The organism is Mucilaginibacter sp. (genome assembly GCF_028288105.1).
Lineage (GTDB): Bacteria > Bacteroidota > Bacteroidia > Sphingobacteriales > Sphingobacteriaceae > Mucilaginibacter.
The window spans coordinates 1-21,864 of record NZ_JAQBOI010000105.1; the positions used below are offsets into that span (position 1 = coordinate 1).

Genomic DNA, 21,864 nt, shown 5'->3' on the forward strand with positions numbered 1-21,864 from the left:
AGGTCATCATTATATCTGCCAGCGGCAGCGGCTCGTTCAGTATATTCCCTAACCCGGCTTCTAACGTTATACAGTTTAGCCTGGATCAAAAACCAAAATATCCGGTTAGTTTGAGGATATTTAACACTATGGGCATCTTAATGAAAAACAGTACCTTTACATCAACTACAGGGCAACAGGATATTTCTTCCCTAACACCCGGTAATTATACTTTCGAACTAACCGAGCTTAACAGTAAAAAATTATTATTTACCGCTAAGTTTATCAAAATTTAAGCATGTTCATAAAACGTAGTTTATATTTACTTATTTTAACATTAATACTAAGTGTTAGCACAGCTTTTGCTCAGGTTGATGAGCCTGTACCATGCCCAGGTGGCCCTGATGATCCAGGGTGGACACCCGACGGCTGCTATTTACCGCTTGATACCTGGGTATATGCTTTAGTTATTGCTGCCGTTATATTTGGCGCTTATAAATTACATCAAAAACAAAAGGCACTTACTGTATAATTTTATACTTACACATATAATAAAAAAGGGGATGCAAATTGCATCCCCTTTTTTATGGCTTATTATATTTTTATGATTTTCGTACAGGTGTTAACTGTAACTGCTTAATTATACCTTCAACCACTTTAGGGATATCCCGCATAGTTTGTTTAGGGTTATGTAATTCGCCAACGCCATAACCACGCCACACTACCTGTTGGGTTCTGCTATCTATCAGGTCAATTATAATTGTACCTTCTTTATAATGTACTTTTTGGGCATAGCCGCCACCCCAGCCACCATAACCCCAAGGACCACCCCAGCCCCAACCGTAACCATATCCCCAAGGGCGATACCAACCACCACCATAACCCCAGCCGCCATAAAAACCGCCGTAGTAGGGTGAATAGAATTCTGTTTTAGTGCCGCGCCCGGTTACTGTAGCATAACGTACCAGCAAATCGGGGTTTTGCTGTTCAAGGGCAAGCCCTTTGTTTATTAAAGCTTGTTTTGTTGCTTCCTGCAATTTGCCATTACCAATCTCATCAAGCGGGCGCCATTGTTTGTTAGGATTTCTTTGCTGGGCGGCCCAGGCAAATGTGCGATAAGCACTTAAGTTGGTTTTATTTGCTGCAGCTGTATAGTAATTGTAGCTGCTGCAAGCCGACAGTATCGATACAAACGTTACCGCCAGCATTAAATAGATGTTTTTTTTCATCGCCTCACCATATTATTTATATGTCTTAGACTTATTAGTGTGCAAAGGTTTAATCACTTTCACAGTAAATCAAAAATAAAAAAATCAACCATATTTATTGCACCCTAAAGCAAGTGATTATGAGTTCCAAACATCCCTTTTTCGGCCTATAAATGGGCGAAAAAGGGCGCTTTTAGGTCAAATATTTACCTACAATTGGCATACGCCTGCCCATACCAAACGCTTTAGGCGATACCCGCAATATTGGCGGGGTTTGGTAGCGCTTATGCTCGGCCAGGTTAACCAATCGCAGCACCTTGCGCACAACTTCGTCAGCAAAACCCTGCTTAATTATTTCTGCCGATGAACGGCGATGTTCTATATACTGCACTAATATAGCATCCAATATATCATATTCGGGCAGCGAGTCGGTATCTTTTTGATCGGGCCTTAACTCTGCAGATGGTGGTTTAACAATGGTATTCTCCGGTATTATCTCGCGGTCGCGGTTTATGTATCGGGCCAGTTGAAAAACCTGTGTTTTAAACACATCGCCAATAACAGAAATACCGCCGCACATATCGCCGTAAAGCGTTCCATAACCTACCGCAGCTTCGCTTTTGTTTGATGTATTAAGCAGGATGTAGCCAAATTTATTGCACATAGCCATAAGCAATACTGCCCTGCTACGCGATTGTATATTTTCTTCAGCAATATTAAAAGGCAAGCCTGCAAACTGCGGGTGTAACGCGCTTTCAAAAGCATCGGTTATTTTTTCGATAGCAACGGTTTCAGATTTGCAACCCAGGTTTTTCACCAGATCTTCGGCATCCATAAGGGAGTGATCGCTGGAGAATTTTGACGGCAGCAGTACAGCCATTACATACTCAGCCCCAAGCGCTTCGGCCGCCAATGCGCATACAACGGCAGAATCTATCCCACCGGATAGCCCTAAAATGGCCTGCTTAAACCCTGATTTATAAAAGTAATCCCGTATGCCCAATATCAACCCATGGTAAATTTGCTCAATATCGCTTTCACGTTTAACCATTAGGGTTGTTGGGTGTTCAAATGTAATACCCCCATCATCGGTTAAGGTATAGTAAGCGGTATTCTCTGTAAAATACGGCATCTCATCAGCAAGTTTACCGGTATTATCAAACACTAAAGATCCACCGTCAAATATCAGTTCGGTTTGCGCGCCAATATGGTTCACGTATAAAAGCGGCAAATTATATCTGCGAGCATTATCGCTCAAAATGGCAATACGCTCTTCATCATGATTATAAGCAAACGGCGATGCGGCAATATTGATCATCACATCGGGGTTTTGCTTTATCAGTGTATCCATTGGGCGGGTAACGTACAGCGGGTTCTCAATAGTATTCCATAGGTCCTCGCATATAGTTAGTGCTATACGTTTGCCTTTAAAATCGATACAGTTAAACTGTGTAGAAGGCTCAAAGTAGCGATACTCGTCAAAAATATCATAGTTAGGCAAAAGCGCTTTGTTCACAACAGCCTTTACTTCACCATTCTCAATAAAATAAGCAGAATTATTAAGATCCTTTCCTTCGGGGTTATTGTTTGGTGTTGGCAAGCCAATGATGCAGGCAATATCAATACACTCAACAGCTATTTTTTTAGCGGCAGCATCGCACAGGCTAATAAACTCGTTAAATTCCAAAAAATCACGGGCAGGATATCCACAAACACATAGCTCGGCAAAAACAACCAGGTCGGCCCCTTTTTGCTTTGCTTCGAGGATGCCTTCTATAATTTTATTAGTGTTAGATTCGAAGTTGCCAACGTGATAATTAAGCTGGGCTAATGCTATCTTCATAAGTTTACAATTGTTGCGCTTACGCCTTAATGCAAATAAAAAAATTATTTTTGCTAAAACGCTATTTATGATGTCTTATTCGTGTAAAACAACGCTTATCTACATAAGTTTTTTACTTTGCTTTGTGTTTACTGCCTGCAACCGCAATAAAAAGGTTGATGTAAGCAATATACCTATTGATGTTAAAATTGAACGCTTTGACCAGGATTTTGACCTGCTACGTACAAAACCACTTACACCGCAAATAGCCGCGCTGCAAAACAAGTATGGTGTGTTTTATCAGGACTTTATTGAACGTATAATAAAGATAGGTAGTACTGCCGATACCAACTATTATAAAAACCTGCATGATGTATTTGCCGGCAAAGCTTACACCGATCTAAAACATGATGTTGATGCCGCTTACCCAAACACTGATAAGCAGGATGCTGAACTAACAGATGCCTTCCGCAGGATTAAATACTATTACCCGCAAAAAAAGTTACCAAAGGTTTATGCCTACATTTCGGGCTTTCAGGCGCAAACCTCTATTGGTGATGGTTACTTTGCCATAGGGCTCGATCTTTTTTTGGGTGCTGATTCGCGGTTTTACCCGGCCCTGGTAGAAAGCTTTCCTCATTATATATCGCGCCGGTTTACACCTGATAATATTACCCCACGTGTTATGGAAGGCATTGCCCGTGAAGATATGTTCCCGGAGAGTGATCAGAATAATTCGTTATTATCAAAAATGATATATAATGGCAAGATATTATACTTTATGGATAAAACCATGCCCGATGTGGCCGATTCTATCAAAATTGGTTACACCGCACAGCAAATAAAATGGTGCGAAAATTTCAAGGCAAACATTTGGGGTTATTTTTTAGAGGAAAACCTATTATATGAAACTGACTTTCAGAAAATTCAAAAGTACCTGAATGAAGCTCCATTTACTCCTGGCCTTGGTGACAAGAACGACTCGGCCCCAAAACTGGCGGTATGGACGGGCTGGCAAATTGTTAAGCAATACATGGATAAGCATCCCAATGTTACCCTGCCCCAGCTAATGGCCGACCGGGATGCCCAAAAGATCCTGAATGAATCGAAGTATAGGCCTAAGAACGCAAGTGAGTAAAATCTTTCCCCTCTCCTTTGAGGCTGGGCTGAGGCCCATAAAAAAAGCGCTACCGAAACGATAGCGCTTTTTTATTTATAGAGTTTTTTGAGTTTACTTCAGTATAGCAAAAACTGCTTTTAAAGTAACAACTACACCTATTATTAAAATAATGTTAGCCGCTGCAGATGCATATTTAAAATCTGCAAAGCGTAAGTATACGCCTACAATACCTATAATAACAGCAATGGTTAATAAAATATAGTGTCCCTCTCCGTTAGCTTTTTGCGTTGATGATTCCATTTTACTTTTTATTTGCGACAAAAATATAAATGTTTACCGAAAATGCTATAATGTTTTTATGAATTAATCGCCTTTTCTTTCTTACTCCAACCTTGTGGCAGGTTCTCTTCAATCTCAATGTTCTCAAACTCGGCACTGGCCCTTGAGCCAACTACTTTTGCCCAGGCGGCCATCTTGGCTATACCTTCTTCCAAACTTACGTTTTTGCTATTACCAAATACGCTTGCCGCTTTAGAGTGATCGCTATGCGCGTGCATAACTTCTTTACGGGCTTCCAGGTGGGTAACCTTTGGCTGTACGCTCAGTTCTTTGGCAACGACCTGTACCAGTTCGTTAACTGTATATGGCCTATCGGCACCAACATTAAATACCTCATTGTAGGCTGCCGGTACATTTACGCAATTAGCAATATGCGGGGCAACATCATCAATGTAACTGAATGCGCGGGTTTGTTCGCCATCACCAAAAATGGTCATAGGTTTTTCCTGCATTATCTGGTTCATAAAAATGCCAATAACATTGCGGTATTTATCGCCAATGTTTTGGTTTTCGCCATAAACATTATGCGGCCTGAAGATCACCGAATTTAACCCGAACATGTGTTTCGCCGCTTTCAGGTCCATCTCTACAGCATATTTTGCAACGCCATACGGGTCTTCGGGCTGTGGCACCATGCTCTCCAACATAGGTAGCTGGCCCGCGCCATAAACAGCGATAGAAGAAGTAAACACAAAGCATTTAACCTTATAAAGGATCGCCAGATTAATTAAATTAACTGATCCTATAAGGTTGTTATTGTAATTGAACCTGCGGATAAAGTGCGACAATCCTTCGGCAGCATATGCCGCCAGGTGGTACACATAATCAAATTCATGCTCGGCAAATAACTTTTTTAATAGCTCAACATCATTAATTGAACCTAAAATAAACTCAACACCTTCGGGAATGTGATCTTCAAAGCCACCGCTAAGGTCATCCAATACAACAACCTTATGCCCAAGGTTTAAACAATGTTTTGCTACATGCGAGCCTATAAAGCCGGCCCCGCCGGTTACTAATGATGTGATCATAGTTTTTATTAGTAATTCTGTTTAGTTTAAATTAAAAAGCCTGTGCACAATTTCTGTTCGTCAAATATCTCAATTTAGTATCAGTATATATTTAAACGCTATTTAACACTTTGAGGTTGTGCCATTGCCGACACTGCTTGCAAAAACCAAGCCGCGTGCGGGATCCATTGCTCCGTCCAGCGCCACTCATTACCTTCGGCTTCGGTCTTAAAATCTATTCCGGAGCCATCAGCGTTGCCATCTTTGCCGGTAATGCCGTTAGAAATGCCTCCACGCTCTGATCCATGCCCAAAACTGGAATGCATATAAGGCACATTATTTTTTCCAAAACCATAAATAAAGCAGCGATTGTAGGGGTTGCTGCCCATTATCCACGATAATTGCTGTGAAGCATACGCACCAAGTGTTGACTTAATTCCCCAGCTACTTTGTGCCGGGTAAACCAGCCGGCCGCCAATAATAGCCGCCGTAACCAACGACCCCAGGCGGGCATTTTCGCCCTGCCACCACCATCCGGTTTCATTTTCATGCGGAATAAAAAACCCATCTTTTACCTTTCCTTTAAACATAAAGCTCTGGCGTGCGTAGCCAAATGGATTGCTTACTTTATTGGTTACCGCAAGGTTATAATCTAATGCTTGTTTTATAGTTTTTAGTGCTGCCCCGCGATGGATTTCGTCTTTTTCCTTATCCAGATAGCGCGACAATGCTACTATCGGTAAACCGGCATCAGAAGCATGCCAGTAAGGGCGGCCCGCATCATTAGCTATGAAGTAACCTGCAGTGCTCGTCCTTTTTGAAAGGTTATCGGCACGTTTCCTTGCCTCATCCCTGTACAGGTCATCACTTGTAGCTATCCAAAGTTCGGTAGCAGCCATTAGCGCGCAATAATCATCTATAATGTTCTCTTTGCCGTCATCATCGTATTTGGTGTTGTTTTCCAGCAGGTGGGCAAAGGCGCGTTTGGCGCCGTCCAGGTATTGCTGTGAGGTAAAGTCGCCATCTTTTTTCCATTGAGATACGCGGGCCAAAGCCGCGATAGCCATACCTCCGCCCTCCCGAAATGCACATTGGTATTGATTAGTGGTAACACTGTTGGCCAACAATCCCACTATCCGGCGTGCATTGGGGTCTTTATCAAAATAACTAAACACGGTCATATAAAAATAATCATCCGCAGATAACGACCGCAATATATAATCAGCGCCATACAAAGCTTCAGCATCTAACGAATCTTTGAGTTTCCATTTGTTAAGCAGATCCGGGATAGCTTCGGATGCGCTCAGCATTGACCATGTAACAAGCGGTATTTGCTGTGGCGACATGTAGTTGGCATAAGCCAGGTGCGAAAAATATTTACTTACATCGCCAGATGCATCGCACCAACCGCCGCGCATATCAACAGTTTTATCACTGCCGAATAATTGCATTTTAGCATCGGCGGCTAACTCTTGCGGGGTATTGGCCCGCTGTTTATTATAATAGTGAATAATAGCCGAAAGCGTTTGTTTAGCCAAAGCGTTCTCGCCAATCTCGAAAGCATATGAAGTATAAACTTTGCCGGCAACTTTTATCCTTAAGCGGTACTTACCTGCTTTTGTGAACGCTGAAAAATCTGCACGATAAAATATCTTGCCCGGCACCCACTCTGTCATTGCCTGTGGATTAGTTAACAAACTTGTAAAGGCAGGTTTACCGGCAGCATCAATCAAACTAAAAGTGAGCTTACTGGTGGCTTTACCATCCAATTGCACAACCGCAATTTTAGGTGCGCCACTGTCAAATGCTATTTGGTTTACATAGATAACCGGCTTTGCAAATACAGTACATGAGCACATTAAAAGCCCAATGAACAGGAAATACCTGTAAACTTTATTCATTTTATTATGATTGATTAATAAGTGCTTATTGGCGGCAATATATTTGTGTAACAAGTTATTGCGCCCTAAAAATAAGCTATTTTACTAATCAATCAATTTTTTATCGCCCATACAGAAAGCGAGCCCGGCCTTACAAAAAACGCTGCCCAGCCATCTTCATTAATGGTGATCTCGGCATCGTGCTTACCCAGGTAATCAACAAATACTTTACCGGCATGGCGCTGGCCTATTTCCATGTTTTTGCTCCCCTCGTCGCCATTGGATATTACTATAGCACAACCCGAATTTTGGTGCTCGTCGTCACCCTCACGCGTCCAACCAATGCAGTTGGCATGGTCAAAGTAGTCGCGTTGTTCCCCATAGGTTATGTATTTGCGAATGTGCAGCAGGCTTTCCAATTCTACAACCGGGGCTAATATTATTTCGTGGTCGTTGCCATCATCACCTTTGTCGGTATATTTCGATCCATACAGATCTGGATAGAATACGCACGGGTACCCATTTTCGCGCAGCAAAATAAGCGCGTAACCTATTGGCTTAAACCAATGATCAACAGGTTGGGTTAACGATTGTAAAGGTTGGGTATCATGGTTTTCTACTAATGTAACCGCCTTATCGGGGTTGGCTGCCACCAGCGTGTTATCAAATATTTTAGTAAGATCATAGTTATTGCCTTGTACCGACGCCTCATGCAAATTATTATGCAGTGGTGCATCAAACAGCGACATGCGGCCGGCTGTAGCTTCAATATATTCTTGCAGTAAAGCTACATCGTAACTCCAATACTCGCCCACCGTAAACAATTCTTGCCCCGTTTCGCCGCGCATGTGATCAAGCCAATCGCTATAAAAATCAAAAGAGATATGTTTAATTGCATCCAGGCGCATACCATTAAAACCAACCGTATCGTAATACCATTTACCCCAACGTTTCAGTTCGTCGCGTACAGCCGGGTTGCGTGTATCAATATCATCCAGCATCAGGTAATCAAAATTACCGTTCTCATCACCTATAACATCTTCCCAAGCGTCGCCATATTGGTTTTGGATACTGAATATAGCGGTTTCCTGCTTACTGTTATCATAATCTACCCCGCTAAAGCATTGCCAATCCCACACAAACTGCGAGTACTTGCCCTGCCTGCCTGGAAAAGTAAACTTGGTGAATGCTTCTATTTCGTAAGGTTCGCTTATAAACTCGTTGCGATCTTCGGGGTTAACCTTTCTAACTATAATTTTCTCGGCCTCATCGGCACCGCCCATATGGTTTAACACCACATCAACATATACATTTAAGCCGGCGTTTTGGGCAACCTGCACAGCATCTAATAATTGCTGCCTTGTACCGTATTTGGTACGTACTGACCCTTTTTGGTCAAATTCGCCCAGGTCATAAATATCATAAACGTCATAACCAACCGAATATCCACCTGCTGCGCCTTTGTGTGCAGGCGGCAGCCACACTGCATCAATACCGATACTCTTCAACTTGCCCGATTCATTTTTTAAATGCTCCCAAAGGCTACCATCGCCGGGATAATACCATTCAAAAAACTGTAGCATCGTAAAATTTTCCATGTATAATATAATATCACCGTACAACCTAAATACATGATATAAGTTTGGAGGGTATAAAAAACTGTTATCCGCGTCTAAGAAATACTTTTTAAGATGAAGTTAAGTTTGTTTAACTTGCTATTATGAACCCCGGTATATTTATATATCATGAATTTTTGCGGAATTTTCTACTCCCGCTGCCCGGAGTTACCGAAAAGATGTGTTTTGGCACACCCGCTTTTTATGTAAAAAAGAAAATATTTACCCGCATAAAAGAGGATGGCGAAAACCTTGTTTTAGGCACCCTTGAACGCGATAAATGGATGCAGGCCAAACCTGAAGTATACCATATTACCGACCATTACCGCAATTATGATTATATGCTGGTGCGCCTGGATAAAGTTAACCCAGAAGAACTGAAAGGGCTTTTAATTACCGCATGGAGGAACAGGGCTACCAGTAAGCTAATAAGTGAGTACGAGAATAACCTGTAACAATTTCACCCCTTTTGGCATCATAGTTGCAATATTTGGGTATAAACATTTACTAAAACACTAATCATCATGGGCTTATTAAAATTTATAGCAGTTGGCGCAGCCATTGGATATGGGATCAACTACATTACAAAAAAAGGCCCTAACGGCCGTTCCATTCTTGACGATATTACCGAGGACGCACCGGGATGGTTTGATAAGGCTAAAACCTATGCAACCGAAAAGGTAGAAAAGGTAGTGCAACAGGCAAAGCCAGATGGCGGATACCAATCCGGCCAGTAATATTATCTATAATGTAGTACAAAAGCCATCCCATTAAATGGGATGGCTTTTGTTTTTTAACCTTATTTATCGCCGTTGTTCTTTTTATTAATTTAAAGTGGGCAAAAGTACTGTTTGAATTTATTAAATTGCAGTGATTCTGGCTTATGAGTTCTAAATTTGAACCCTTACCATATATACCGTTACCATATTCCCTAAACTTAAAGCGATGAGCACCGAAAACAACCCTACTACCGATCCTGATGGAACTATCCCTGTTTCTACTGCACGCGAATGGACAGCAAACTGGCGCACTTATATTAGCACCTCTGGCCAGGATTTTGTCACCCGTTCATTTTTAATACCAATTGTCGATTTTCAAAACATCCTGGCGTATAACCCTGATGCTGAAAATGTGAAAGCCTTTATAGGGCTTACGTCGGCAACAGACCCCCTTACTGCAAAATTGATATTGGTGCCTGTTGGCGAGAATGAAGAAGTGCTTGTTCTACCTATTTATGGATCAGGGATGGGAGAAGTTACCAGTAATGTTTATGACCTTACTACAGCATGCCCACCAACATGCACTCCGGTATCAACAGGAGACACATTAGACACAGACGCTTAATTTTATTTTTATTCCCTTTATGTTTATAAGCTTTGATATATTTAAGGCTTATAAACATATTAATGTATAACTTTTACCTTATATACTCATATTATATAGTACCGGCAACTATACTCATTCCAGTTTTTATAGCAATTCTAAATTATCAGGTTCTTCCTAAACCCCTTAAAATTATATTTTGGTTCCTGATATTTTCAGGCACGCTAAACCTGGTCAATTTAATTGCCATAAAACATGGGTACAACAGTATAGCGCTGATTAACATATACACTATTTTCGAGTTTATATTTCTTGCCCTTTTTTACAGTGAGTTTTTTGAGAAGCGGGGACGAAGGGTTATTGCTGTATTAATGGCTGTTTTTACAATTGTATGCGTTATTAATTACTTCTTTATTCAAAATAAAATCGAATTTAATACATACACAAGGCCGTTAGGCGCCATTATGTTGATTGTGTTTAGTATGTTGTTTATTTTAAAGCAAACCAACGATGAAGAAAGCTGGACAGATAACAAGTATAACTGGATCAATGCCGGTATTTTACTATACTTTGCCAGCTGCTTGTTCATGTTTATTTTCTCAAACTACCTGCTTAGTGCAAGCCAGGCGGTTAACCGGCTTGTTTGGAGCATACACGATACTATACTAATATTTGAATACATTTTATTTGCCGTAGGATTTAATAAATGCAAAACACAACAGACAATATCTATATATTAGTGCTTTTAGGGATGGCGGGGACCTTTTTATTGGTCGTGTCATTCATTTTCTTCTCGGTGCGTAACCAAAATAAATTATTAAAACAGCGCCAGAAATTCCAACAAGCCCAAATTGAACATCAAAAAGAACTGCTGGGTGCTATTATCGAATCGCAGGAAGCAGAACGTAAACGCATTGGGCAAGATCTTCATGACGATGTAGGCACTACCATATCTGGCTTAAGGTTACTTATTGAAATGTTTAAACCTACCGGCGGTGAGGATAAAAATCATCAGGATTTTACACAATCTACCAAAACTATAATAGATAAGATAGTTAAAGATGTACGTAATATTTCACATAACCTATCGCCAACAACATTAAGGTATTATGGCCTGGCTGCCGCAATAACTGAGCATTGTACTATAATCAATCAATCGGGCAAGTTAGAAATAACACTTGTTAACAATGCCAAACAGATATTAGAGCAACTACCATTATCTACATCTACAGCACTTTACAGGGTTTTAGAAGAACTGCTGAATAATACCATAAAACATTCGGGCGCAAGCAAAGCAAACATAGATCTAAGAACCGAAAACGATCATATATATATAGATTATGCCGATAACGGTAAGGGTTTACCTGCAAATATAGAGCTGGTTAAAAAAGGCATGGGGATGCAAAATATTGAAAGCCGGTTGCTTAATATTAATGCCACTTATACGCTTGATCCATATTCGGGTAAGGGTTTTTGTATAAAAATTGAATGCCCGATAGCTAAACCTTAAAATGAAAGAAATTAATATTGCCATAGTTGATGATCAAAATCTTTTTAGACAAAGCCTGGCATTACTTGTTAATTTTACCGAGAATTTTAAACTGGTTGCAGAATGCGCGAGTGGGCAGGCTTTTATTGATACACTTAAAGTTTTTAGTCTTGATATAGATGTTGCTATCATAGATATGGATATGCCGGGCATGAATGGCATAGAACTGAACAAGTATTTGCATATGCACTACCCCAATATTAAAGTGATCATACTAACAGTGCATGCAAATGAAATGCTGATAACACAAATGATAAACGCCGGGGCAGCATCGTACCTTGTAAAAAACTGTGATAAAGGTGAATTACTTTTAACTATTAACCACGTATACAAAAGCGGTTTCTATTTTAATGCCGATGTGATACAGGCCTTGCGGAATAGTTCAAACCATCGCCCCGCAATGCAAGACACTTTAAATGGTTTACCAATATCATTAACCAAACGCGAACAACAGGTACTAAAGTTAATATGCAAAGAACTAAATAACGCCGAAATTGCTGCCGAACTTTTTTTAAGCGTACGCACCGTTGAGGGCCACCGCAACAGTTTGATAAATAAAGTTAAATGCCGAAATATAGCAGGATTAGTACTTTTCGCTATAAAATATCACCTTTTAGAGGCCACTTTATAAAACCACGTATAACTACGTGATTTTAAAATCGCGTAGTTATACGTGCCCTCTCATTAACAGATACTTATAATTAAAAAATTAACCAACATTTAATTATACAGCCAAAAAAATTGAATTATAGTGTTTTTGTTTAACCTTTAAACAAAATATGATTCTGTAGTACAAATCGAATGATTTTTTGTAGTAAAAGAATAACTATATTTACATATTAATTAAAACAATCTGAAAAGATTTTTAAGAATGGATATAGTATTTATTAGCAACCAAATAAAATACGACATTTTAAATATTTGCGGCTTATCGGTTGATAATTCATATAACCTATTGACCAACACCACTTTAAATTCAATAGGCTATGATAAGGATGAAGAACTATGCAGAAAACTTGAAGAAAAATTGCGCATAGTTGCAGAAGAATATAATACAGGAAAACGCGTGGTGAAAGGTGATGTATCAAAAAATTTAACTGTGCGTCAATGCATTCAATTAGTTATTGCTTAACACCTATTAACAAATACATATAGAATACTCAAACCTACAACCTCTTTACAAAAGCAAACGGCGTTTACAATGTAAACGCCGTTTGCTTTTGTAAAGAGGTTAAAACTTTATCACAATTTTCCCGCGGGTTCTGCCGGTTTCCACTGCGGTATGGGCCTCTTTTAGCTGGTCAAAAGTAAAAATCTGCGAAACCTCTGCCTTCAGCTTTCCTGTTTCCATCCAACCGGCAATCTGCTTCATATCTTCGCCACTACTTACCACCATTTGAAAAATGGCCTCAACCTGCCTGTCGTTTGCCTGCGCCTTTATCTCGTCTAATAAAGCACCAGAGGGAAGCGATACAATTTTACCACCCGCCTTTACAGTTTGTATAGAACGCCGCAAAGTATCGCCCCCTAAGGCATCCAAAACAAAATCGAGGTTGCTTATTGCGTTCTCAAATGGTTGTTTTGTGTAATCAATAACATTATCGGCGCCAAGTGCCTTAACAAAATCTATATTTTTTGCCGATGTTGTTGCAGTTACATGGGCGCCAATAATTTTTGCCATTTGAACCGCAAAGTGGCCCACACCACCTGCACCGGCCTGTATTAATATACGGTCACCTGCTTTTACATAGTTGCGCAAAATTTGGTAGGCGGTTAATGCAGCCAGTGTTGCAGCTGCGGCTTCTTCGTGCGAAATATTTGCCGGCTTTTTTGCTATTTGGCTGACTGGTGCACTTACATATTCTGCGTATGCCTTACCGTGCCCCGGGAAATTTATCATTCCAAATATTTCATCACCAGGTTTAAACTGGCTTACACTTTCGCCCACCGATTCTACAACACCTGATACATCCCACCCAATTATTATTGGCGAATAATTCTCTTTAAACTCATTATACAGGCTTTTACCAATACGGGTTTTGATATCAACGGGGTTAATCGATATCGCTTTTGATTTTATTACAACCTCGTTAGCTGATGCAACCGGTTTATCTATTTCAACCATCTGAAGCTGATCTACAGACCCAGCTTCCTTTAATTCATATGCTTTCATAATTTATACTATAAATTTTATAGTTGCAAAACTATTTATAGTAGTATAACTTTGCAATAACTATCCAAAAGGATAGCATATGTTTATGACAATTGATACAGAAACCGAATTATATAAGATAGACGATAAGCTATATCCCTGCAGTACCAGCATAACAATGGATTTTGTTGGCGGCAAATGGAAAATGGTTATATTATACTATTTAAGAAATGGCAAAAAGCGCTATAACGAACTTAGAAAGCTGATGCCAATGGTTACCGAGCGAACACTTAGCCTACAATTAAAGCAACTGGAAGAGGATGGCCTTATTAATAGGGTGGTATTTACAACCAAGCCACCATTAAAAGTAGAATACTCCTTAACAAAATTTGGAGAAACATTAGTGCCCTTATTGCATGCGGTGGCCGACTGGGGTAGGAACCTTGCAACTGAACGTGCCGAAGTCGTTAAAATTAAAATGAAATAGCAAAAGGGAGTGATTTTAATGTTCAAACGCAGGTAAACTATAAACTGTCTGATCAATGGAATTTTATAACGAACCGGGCTGGGCCCCTCAAACCAAGCCAATTTATGGGCAGCTTACAAGTTTATAGCAGGTGCATTAAAGAATTTTGGGTTAGGCATGGGCGGAAATTATGCCGGCGAGTATAAGGTAATTGATAACAGCACGGTAGGCGTATTTACCTTGCCAAGTTATACTTTACAGCAGCATCTTTTATAACAGCAGTCACTATAGGGTTAATTTTAACTTAAACAATATTACTAATAAACAATATTATATTGGATACTGGTCTATAAACCCACAAATGCTCAGAAACTTCAATTTAAGTTTAGCTTATAAGTTTTAAAGCCCTCTACATCTTTCCACGTTAAATAATGTTAAATAACGATTTTTAAAACAGAAATTCAACAATAACACGTTAACATAGCAGGATTTAAAAATGTATAAAACTGGATATTAATAAGTTTTCAAAAAATTTAGCTGTCATGTGCACATTTGCATAATAAATTAACAAACAATTAAACATTTGTTAACCGGAATGTTGTATAATTGCAAATGCAATAATTTATTGAAGTATCTATTAAAATGTTACAAATAAATTACAAAATAAATTCTTTGCATATTAAAACTTAGTGTTACTTTTACACTATTAAAAATAACAAACAAGTCTTCTCATAATTTAGGTTTATAATTGGTTAGTAAAGGCCCCTGCCCATCAGGGGCTTTACTTTTTTAAAAGATTTTTCAACGTATATAGTATAAAAATCACAACAAGCATTTGTCATTTCACAAAATTTGCTACTTTTGCCATCCCAACACGGGGGATTAGCTCAGCTGGCTAGAGCGCTTGCATGGCATGCAAGAGGTCATCGGTTCGACTCCGATATTCTCCACAGATAATTAAGCACTTACATTCACTTGTAAGTGCTTTTTTGTTTTACATCGAATACATCTCTTAGCATTACACCTTATTAACCTGCTTTATTTAGGTTTAAGTGGATACAGGTTTAGTTTTTTCCAAAGGGATTGGTTTTCCAGGGATTAGAGATATGCATGCTAATGATGAGGCTCCGATTATACATTTCCTGGCCGTAGGAGATATTGGTTAAACCATAATTGTATCTCAGGTCTACAGTGATCCTTTTCCGTTTGGTGTGAAATGTATATCCACCGCCCATTTGTATGCCTGCATCAAAGCGCTTAAAGCCTTCTTCAGATCTATTGAATGAAAGATCAGCGGATGAATCGCCAATCTTCCTGGTACCATAAAAATTATATGCGATAGAGGGCCCGGCATTGATATGAAAATCACTAAAATGAAAGCGCGCCAGCACGGGGAATTCGAATACATATAAAAGAAGCTTTGACGAGTTGGTTGTCAATGGATTGTTCGCTTTGAGTTTACCGCCTTTTGTGGTAAAATAAAACTCAGAAACCAGTGAAAACCCCGGTGTAATACCGGCTTGAAAGGACACGCCGATCTGTGCACCCAAAACGGATTTCTTATAATCCTCTAAAGCACTGTTTGAGTTCCCATAATTCAGGTTGGTACTCACTATATTCAACAACAGGTCTAAATAGGTTTTAGGTGACCGCTGCACGTCCTTTATTACTACTGAATCTGGTTGGCTTGTTTGGCAGAATGCATTGTTGCCGAGCAAAATCATACCGAGTATCAGGCTTAGTTTAAAACTTTTCTTCATATTACTTTTGTTTAAATTAATTTGAATTAATTAACTTAACCAAAAGTAAATGAATGCGTTAGGCCTTACAATTGCGTTATGCAAAGTCGGCTGAGATGTCTGCATACTCGTGTTTTTAGTCTGCCAAACAGGGAGATTAATTATGGCCGGCTGTTAATGAACTGGAAGAAAGTCTCTTTGTAGGTGTCGGAAATAGGGATCAGCTGATCGGCAATTTTTATTCGGCTGCGCTCGATGGATTCGATCTTATTTAGGGCAACCATAAACGATTTATGCACCCGGCACACTAAACCGGGAGGGATCAGTTTTTCAAACTCGCTGAAATTCTGCAAGGTCATTACTTTTTTATTTACCGTATGAATTCTCCGGTAGTCTCTCATCCCTTCAATATATACTATCTCACTCAGCATGATCTTCTCTAACCGGTTTTCCGTCCTTACAAAAATAAATTCCGGCTGGGGATCGGAAGCGCGATGAACAATATTTTCCTGGGCTTTATTTACGGCTTGCAAAAAACGATTAAAAGTAAATGGTTTTAAAAGGTAGTCGGTTATCTGCAGGTCGTAGCCCTTTATCGCATATTCCTGGTAGGCCGTTGTGATGATCACCTGGCTGCTTATTTTTGAACTTTCCAGCAATTCGATGCCAGATAGTTCATCCATATTAATATCCAAAAACAGCAGGTCTACTTTGTTGTTATTCAGATAAGCAAGCCCGGTAAGCGCGTTATCAAACGTAGCACATAGCTGCAAAAAGGGCACTTTATTGGCAAAATCCTTAGTTTTTTCCAGCGCAAGGGGCTCATCTTCAATGATGATACAGGTATATTTATTCATTGGGAATGGTTAAGTTAACGCTGTATAGTTCATTAGTTTTATGCACTTCCAGACAGTGTTTTCCGCCGTAGATCAGGTTCAGCCGCTTTTTAATCAATTCATCACCCAAACCACTGTCAGTTTGCTGAAGAGCCAGCTTTCTTGAATCAAATTTATTTTCGCAGACTAGTTGTACGGTTTCATCTGTTATGATGATATTGACTGTGATCGCATTAACCAGCTTCTTATTATTCGTGTGCTTAAAGGCATTTTCAATAAAAGGAATAAACACCATTGGGGCGATATGTTTGTGGCCAATAACCCCGGTTATAGCAAAGTGCACGTAATTGACGTTCGCTGTTCTTATTTTTTGCAGTTCGATATATTTTTCGATGTATTCGATTTCCTTGGAAAGGAAAATCTGATCGGTCTTTGTTTCATAGAGAATAAACCGCATAATGTCCGACAGCTTATTCAGGTAGTTTGAAGCTTTAACGGCATCTTTTAAAATGAGGGCGTCAATGTTATTTATGGTGTTAAATAAAAGATGCGGGTCAAGCTGGGATTTTATTAACGCCATTTCCATTTCATAATTCTTTTCTTTTAAGCTCACTTTCAGTTTAATCTCATTAAACCAGGTTATAAATCCCTTGATAACCAATGCCGCTGTCCCGCAGATTAACCCAATAAGGGTCATAACCATGATTACTCTGACAGCGGTAGACCTGCCGTTTTTGCCGCCCTCATCCATATCCATCACGTGCCCAGACTCTATGAGATACCTGTGCAGAATGTAAGCAACCAGCGCTGTCCCTGCAGACATCAGCAGGGCATAAATTATAGCCAGAAAAAACTTTTCCTGTTGAAGATATTTAGGAAACAGTATAAAATAGAATAGATAAAAGGAAATGACGGAAGGGACAAAGGCAAAAAGGAAAATGTTTTTAAAAGCATTCACCACCCGGAATTCCGGGTCACTGATACTGGGATTATTCCGATAATATACACCCAACATAATTGCTATCAGGATGATGTAACAGGCCCAAAAGCCAATGTGTAATGAAACAACGAATGACTTTTTCATGATTCACAAATTTCCAACTGATATGAATCAAAGGTGTCTCTTTATTTCGGCTTTGCAGCAAATGATATGCAAACAGGCCAAATATGTCTGCGAAATGAGCGAAATTCTACCTAACATCAGTATGGTTTGATGATTTGCCCGGTATTTGCGCCGAAAAGGCTTTTGCGAAAGCCATATTCTAGTTGTTTCATGGTCACGGGAATATCGCCAGGGAAAAAATCAAAGTATTGTGGAGAATCTTCTATAACTGTAGGGCTTACCGCGTTAATGCGAACACCATTTTCCAGTTCAATCGCCGCGGCGCGCACAAATGCCTCCACTGCCCCGTTGGCCGCTGACGCGTTAGCAAATTTCAAAACCGGTTCATGTGTCAAAGCGCCGGTAATGAGTGTAAATGAACCTTTCGGGTTGATATAGCGCTGGCCAATAAGCACCAGGTTGACCTGCCCCATTAATTTACCGTCAATACCTATCCGAAACTCCTTATCGGTCATGTTTTTCCAGGGGCCAACATAAGAAGGCCCTGCCGTACAGATCAGTGCATCAAACGATCCTGCTTGCTTAAACATCTTTTCTATTGATTCTGGCGAGGTAATATCAGCCTGAATGTCTCCGCCCCTGGCCCCGACTTTGATGATTTCATTGTCTTTTTCCAAAGCACTCACTAAGTGTTTACCCATGGTGCCGGTTGCACCTACGATGATAATTTTCATTTTTAAGAACTTTATATTTATAATAATTTATTGTGTTAAGCCGGCGTGTTGATATCTGCTCGCTTAAAATTTTTCAGCAATTATTTGTCTGCTTACAGTTATACCAGTTGTTGTCCCTGATGCTACTGCGTTGGCAACTGTGCGCATTCGTGTTGAATTATCACCGCAAGCAAAAACACCCTTCACAGTCGTTTCCTGAAATTGATCAACTTTTATATAACCTTCCTCGGTTAATTCGCAACCCAGGTATTCACCGATCTGGCAATGCTGCTCAAAGGGGACGCGTGTATATATCGCCTTCAGGGCAGCTGCAGTGCCATCCTTAAAAACGAGCCTTTGAAGATGCCCATTGAAATGTTCCAGCCTTTCAACTTCCTTTGTTACTATTTGTATCTGATGTTTTTCCAAATTTGCAGCTTGCTCGGGAGTGAGTGTTGAAGGTCCGTCGGTAAACAGTGTTAAAGCATTGGTCCAGTTTGAAATAAGCCCGGCTAATTCATAACCAATTTCGCCATTGCCGAGAATACCGGTTTTTTCATCGCGTACTTCGTAGCCATGACAAAAAGGACAATGAAGCACCGAAATGCCCCAGCACGCTGCAATCCCCTCCGGGGCAGGCAGCTTATCGCTGATACCTGTTGCAAAGATCAGCTTGTGGGCGCGAAATGTTTCGCCCGATGCTACTTGAATTTCAAAAACATTTTCAGTTTTGATTCCCTTTATGGCTAAACCGTTGAAAAACTCTACCGTGTTATACTGTTCTACCTGTTGTTTGGCAATAGCTGAGATTTCGGCAGGAGTATTGCCATCCTGTGTAAGGAAGTTATGCGAATAGGGTGTTTGCTGGTTACAAGGTTTTCCGCTATCAATAATAAGTACCTTTCGCAATGCCCTGCCCAAAGCCATGCCTGCGGCAAGCCCTGCATAACTTCCGCCGATAATAATTACATCAAATTGTTTATGATCTGTCATGCTGTTATCTTTTGAGTTTTAAAAAAAATGATAAATGAATATTGTTATTGTGTTTTGCCATTTTTAGGTGAAATCCGACTGATGATAAAATTCACCAAAGGCAAGCCGGCAAAAACGATCCAGGGAACTAAAGCAATGGTTAATAATAAGGTGCGCTGATACAAGGGCAAAACAGCTAATGGCTGGCCGAACAGGTAAAGCAATAGGGTGATGGACGGATAGATCACTACCCAGATTTTTATTGATGCGGTTAACTTAGCTTTTGTTTTCATGTCTTAAAAAGTACTTTTTAGCAAATCACATTGCTTCTACAAAAGTAATTTCAGCGGTAATTGAGGGATAGGACAAAAATGTGGTTATATAGGATTTATCCGAAGTTGTTTCTAAACGCCTCTGGCGAATACCCGGTGTGCTTTTTGAAGAACCTGATAAAATAGGAAACGTCTTCGTACCCCAGGCGATAGGCTGTTTGATTGATCTGATTAGATGTTGCCAGCAGGCATCTTTTAGCTTCCAGGATGATGTGTTCGGTAATCAATTCTGCACAGGTTTTACCCAGTGCAGCCTTTGCCATTGCGTTAAGTTGATAAGCGGACAGATGCAGCATTGCAGCATATTGAGCTACTTGCTTATGGGTAAAAACATGGGTCTCTAACAGCCCTAAAAACTTTTCAAGCCGTTCCTGCATATAAAGACTGGCCTGATCGGAAGGACTACTGCCTTGTTGCCGGGCAAGCTCGATAAAGAATATATTCATATTAGCTTTGATAACCTCTTCAAATCTTTCTTTTTTTTCCGCATATTCCTGAAAGATATAAGTCAATATGGAGCGCAGTTTTAGGAAATCGGTAGCTGTAAGCTGATAATGGTTGATCTGACTGGTTTTACGTAATAGCTGACTGAATATTTTGTCTTGCAGAGAATAAAATTCAGCTTTAAACTGCATCAAATAGCCCGTACTTTCCGCTTTTAGCACGAGCTGGTGTACCTGGCCCGGACGCATGAAGAAAACGGAATTGTCGCCGATAGTGTAGGGTGTGAAGTCTATCTCATGATCACCGGTCGCATTTTTTAAAGCAAGAATATAAAAGAAATCATGCCGGTGAAGTTCCTGTACCATATCTTTCCCGGCAAGTAAACCAGAAATATCGCGAATACTGAAGCTTTCAGAAAGATCCGGCTCTTTTTGGCTTGTATGAATATGCCTGATCGGGATTCTTTCCATTTTAACTTAATTGTTATATAAGCATAGATTCAGTCAAATGTAATTACATTTTGAGGAAACATTCAGTTAATGAAATAGAGGGGCTTACTTTAAGGATAGTAGGTTCATATTTTCTTTGGGAGAAGCGCTATCTCGAATGAGATACTGCAAAAACCGCGTATAGCTTTACTTACATTATTACATTAAAATAACTATATAATTCAAGCACATTATTAGCTTAGCCGCTGTTCAACACAATGAACAACGCAAATGACCAAAGCTTATAAATTATACACCGGCGCTGATGGGCACTCGCATATACAAACCGGCACAGTTACCGAGGGTATATTTAGCCAGGTATCATCTATCAGATTCCAGGAATCGCCACCACACTCGTTTTACGATTGGCACAATGCCCCTGCCGAGCAATATGTAATCACCTTATCGGGCACGGTGGAATTTGAAACCCGCCCCGGCGAAACATTTATTATAAAACCCGGCGACTTATTAATTGCTATGGACACCACAGGCAGCGCCCACAAATGGCGATTAATTGACGAAGAGCCGTGGAAGCGTATCTACGTAGTATTTGACCCATCGCAACAAGTAAACTTTATACCAGACGAAAATCTGGAATTGTAGATAAGGTTGATATAAATGTTTCGTGAAAACTTTTCTTTTCAGGTTGCAGTATTATTGATGCAGCCTAACCGCGCAAAATAGAACAGCACACTGTCTGAAAATGGACACTTCTTTTCAATATCGTTAAATAAGCTGACTACTCTTTACAACACGCCGTACTGCTTTTTTATACAACAAGTACATTATACCATCGTCAAAAAAGATATAAAA

General features: G+C 40.0%; 26 protein-coding genes and 1 tRNA gene. 13 read left to right on the plus strand and 14 right to left on the minus strand.

The window, feature by feature from the left end; genetic code table 11:
• Together JWQ85_RS07405 and JWQ85_RS07410 are read left to right on the plus strand one after the other, a co-directional pair.
• Positions 1–275: T9SS type A sorting domain-containing protein (locus JWQ85_RS07405; RefSeq protein WP_299466247.1), on the plus strand; the 275-nt coding region annotated here is incomplete at its 5' end.
• Between the two features lie 2 nt (positions 276–277).
• The gene (locus JWQ85_RS07410; RefSeq protein WP_299466250.1) at positions 278–511 is read left to right on the plus strand and encodes a hypothetical protein; all 234 of its coding nucleotides are present in this window, start codon (positions 278–280) and stop codon (positions 509–511) included.
• Positions 512–581: 70 nt separating this feature from the next.
• Here JWQ85_RS07410 and JWQ85_RS07415 read toward each other — a convergent pair whose 3' ends face one another.
• Together JWQ85_RS07415 and JWQ85_RS07420 are read right to left on the minus strand one after the other, a co-directional pair.
• Positions 582–1,208 (minus strand): DUF4136 domain-containing protein, encoded by a 627-nt coding sequence (locus JWQ85_RS07415; RefSeq protein WP_299466253.1) that lies wholly within the window; start codon positions 1,206–1,208, stop codon positions 582–584.
• 172 nt (positions 1,209–1,380) lie between these two features.
• Positions 1,381–3,030, minus strand: a complete 1,650-nt coding sequence (locus tag JWQ85_RS07420; RefSeq protein ID WP_299466256.1) for an NAD+ synthase — start codon at positions 3,028–3,030, stop codon at positions 1,381–1,383.
• 67 nt (positions 3,031–3,097) lie between these two features.
• On the opposite strand from JWQ85_RS07420, the gene gldB reads away from it, so the two are divergent.
• Positions 3,098–4,147: a gliding motility lipoprotein GldB gene (gene gldB / locus JWQ85_RS07425; protein ID WP_299466259.1), complete on the plus strand. Its 1,050-nt coding sequence runs from the start codon at positions 3,098–3,100 to the stop codon at positions 4,145–4,147.
• Positions 4,148–4,240: 93 nt separating this feature from the next.
• On the opposite strand, the gene JWQ85_RS07430 is transcribed toward gldB, so the two are convergent.
• The 4 genes from JWQ85_RS07430 to JWQ85_RS07445 all read right to left on the minus strand — a co-directional run bounded on the left by JWQ85_RS07430 (position 4,241) and on the right by JWQ85_RS07445 (position 8,956).
• Entirely contained in the window at positions 4,241–4,429 is a 189-nt protein-coding gene (locus tag JWQ85_RS07430) for a hypothetical protein (RefSeq protein WP_299466262.1), read from the minus strand.
• A gap of 56 nt (positions 4,430–4,485) precedes the next feature.
• Complete coding sequence (locus JWQ85_RS07435) at positions 4,486–5,499, minus strand: NAD(P)-dependent oxidoreductase (protein ID WP_299466265.1); 1,014 nt, start codon at positions 5,497–5,499, stop codon at positions 4,486–4,488.
• A 98-nt stretch (positions 5,500–5,597) separates the two neighbouring features.
• Positions 5,598–7,379, minus strand: coding sequence for a glycoside hydrolase family 9 protein (locus tag JWQ85_RS07440; RefSeq protein WP_299466268.1), 1,782 nt, complete (start codon positions 7,377–7,379; stop codon positions 5,598–5,600).
• A 92-nt stretch (positions 7,380–7,471) separates the two neighbouring features.
• Positions 7,472–8,956, minus strand: coding sequence for an alpha-amylase (locus tag JWQ85_RS07445; protein ID WP_299466271.1), 1,485 nt, complete (start codon positions 8,954–8,956; stop codon positions 7,472–7,474).
• Between the two features lie 122 nt (positions 8,957–9,078).
• Between JWQ85_RS07445 and JWQ85_RS07450 the strand changes: the two genes are divergently transcribed.
• The 7 genes from JWQ85_RS07450 (at position 9,079) to JWQ85_RS07480 (ending at position 12,978) form a co-directional block, all read left to right on the plus strand.
• Positions 9,079–9,429, plus strand: a complete 351-nt coding sequence (locus JWQ85_RS07450; protein ID WP_299466274.1) for an MmcQ/YjbR family DNA-binding protein — start codon at positions 9,079–9,081, stop codon at positions 9,427–9,429.
• Positions 9,430–9,498: 69 nt separating this feature from the next.
• Positions 9,499–9,711, plus strand: coding sequence for a YtxH domain-containing protein (locus JWQ85_RS07455; RefSeq protein WP_256538440.1), 213 nt, complete (start codon positions 9,499–9,501; stop codon positions 9,709–9,711).
• Positions 9,712–9,919: 208 nt separating this feature from the next.
• Complete coding sequence (locus JWQ85_RS07460; protein ID WP_299466279.1) at positions 9,920–10,318, plus strand: hypothetical protein; 399 nt, start codon at positions 9,920–9,922, stop codon at positions 10,316–10,318.
• Positions 10,319–10,779: 461 nt separating this feature from the next.
• On the plus strand, positions 10,780–11,037 hold the full coding sequence (locus JWQ85_RS07465) for a hypothetical protein (RefSeq protein ID WP_299466282.1): 258 nt from the start codon (positions 10,780–10,782) through the stop codon (positions 11,035–11,037).
• Positions 11,004–11,807 (plus strand): histidine kinase, encoded by an 804-nt coding sequence (locus JWQ85_RS07470; protein WP_299466285.1) that lies wholly within the window; start codon positions 11,004–11,006, stop codon positions 11,805–11,807. The genes JWQ85_RS07465 and JWQ85_RS07470 overlap by 34 nt, the downstream gene beginning before the upstream one ends.
• 1 nt (position 11,808) lies before the next feature.
• Positions 11,809–12,477, plus strand: coding sequence for a response regulator transcription factor (locus tag JWQ85_RS07475; protein ID WP_299466288.1), 669 nt, complete (start codon positions 11,809–11,811; stop codon positions 12,475–12,477).
• Positions 12,478–12,717: 240 nt separating this feature from the next.
• On the plus strand, positions 12,718–12,978 hold the full coding sequence (locus tag JWQ85_RS07480) for a hypothetical protein (protein WP_299466291.1): 261 nt from the start codon (positions 12,718–12,720) through the stop codon (positions 12,976–12,978).
• Between the two features lie 99 nt (positions 12,979–13,077).
• Here the strand turns inward: JWQ85_RS07480 and JWQ85_RS07485 are convergent, their stop codons facing one another.
• Entirely contained in the window at positions 13,078–14,019 is a 942-nt protein-coding gene (locus JWQ85_RS07485) for an NADP-dependent oxidoreductase (RefSeq protein WP_299466294.1), read from the minus strand.
• Positions 14,020–14,104: 85 nt separating this feature from the next.
• Between JWQ85_RS07485 and JWQ85_RS07490 the strand changes: the two genes are divergently transcribed.
• Both JWQ85_RS07490 and JWQ85_RS07495 read left to right on the plus strand, forming a co-directional pair.
• A complete protein-coding gene (locus JWQ85_RS07490) occupies positions 14,105–14,485 on the plus strand; it encodes a helix-turn-helix domain-containing protein (protein WP_299466297.1) in 381 nt (126 codons plus the stop codon).
• An 855-nt stretch (positions 14,486–15,340) separates the two neighbouring features.
• Positions 15,341–15,414: transfer RNA gene (locus JWQ85_RS07495), tRNA-Ala, on the plus strand.
• A gap of 114 nt (positions 15,415–15,528) precedes the next feature.
• On the opposite strand, the gene JWQ85_RS07500 is transcribed toward JWQ85_RS07495, so the two are convergent.
• From JWQ85_RS07500 to JWQ85_RS07530, 7 genes are all read right to left on the minus strand, one after another.
• Complete coding sequence (locus tag JWQ85_RS07500) at positions 15,529–16,224, minus strand: porin family protein (RefSeq protein ID WP_299466300.1); 696 nt, start codon at positions 16,222–16,224, stop codon at positions 15,529–15,531.
• A 140-nt stretch (positions 16,225–16,364) separates the two neighbouring features.
• Entirely contained in the window at positions 16,365–17,060 is a 696-nt protein-coding gene (locus JWQ85_RS07505) for a LytTR family DNA-binding domain-containing protein (protein ID WP_299466303.1), read from the minus strand.
• Positions 17,053–18,123, minus strand: a complete 1,071-nt coding sequence (locus JWQ85_RS07510; RefSeq protein ID WP_299466306.1) for a sensor histidine kinase — start codon at positions 18,121–18,123, stop codon at positions 17,053–17,055. The genes JWQ85_RS07505 and JWQ85_RS07510 overlap by 8 nt, the downstream gene beginning before the upstream one ends.
• Positions 18,124–18,239: 116 nt before the next feature.
• Entirely contained in the window at positions 18,240–18,836 is a 597-nt protein-coding gene (locus tag JWQ85_RS07515) for a short chain dehydrogenase (protein WP_299466309.1), read from the minus strand.
• A 63-nt stretch (positions 18,837–18,899) separates the two neighbouring features.
• Positions 18,900–19,808 (minus strand): NAD(P)/FAD-dependent oxidoreductase, encoded by a 909-nt coding sequence (locus tag JWQ85_RS07520; RefSeq protein ID WP_299466312.1) that lies wholly within the window; start codon positions 19,806–19,808, stop codon positions 18,900–18,902.
• Positions 19,809–19,852: 44 nt separating this feature from the next.
• Complete coding sequence (locus JWQ85_RS07525) at positions 19,853–20,080, minus strand: hypothetical protein (RefSeq protein ID WP_299466315.1); 228 nt, start codon at positions 20,078–20,080, stop codon at positions 19,853–19,855.
• A 95-nt stretch (positions 20,081–20,175) separates the two neighbouring features.
• Positions 20,176–21,033 (minus strand): helix-turn-helix domain-containing protein, encoded by an 858-nt coding sequence (locus tag JWQ85_RS07530; RefSeq protein ID WP_299466318.1) that lies wholly within the window; start codon positions 21,031–21,033, stop codon positions 20,176–20,178.
• Between the two features lie 249 nt (positions 21,034–21,282).
• Here JWQ85_RS07530 and JWQ85_RS07535 point away from each other — a divergent pair, with 249 nt between their 5' ends.
• Positions 21,283–21,654: a hypothetical protein gene (locus JWQ85_RS07535; RefSeq protein WP_299466320.1), complete on the plus strand. Its 372-nt coding sequence runs from the start codon at positions 21,283–21,285 to the stop codon at positions 21,652–21,654.
• The last annotated feature ends 210 nt before the right edge of the window (positions 21,655–21,864 follow it).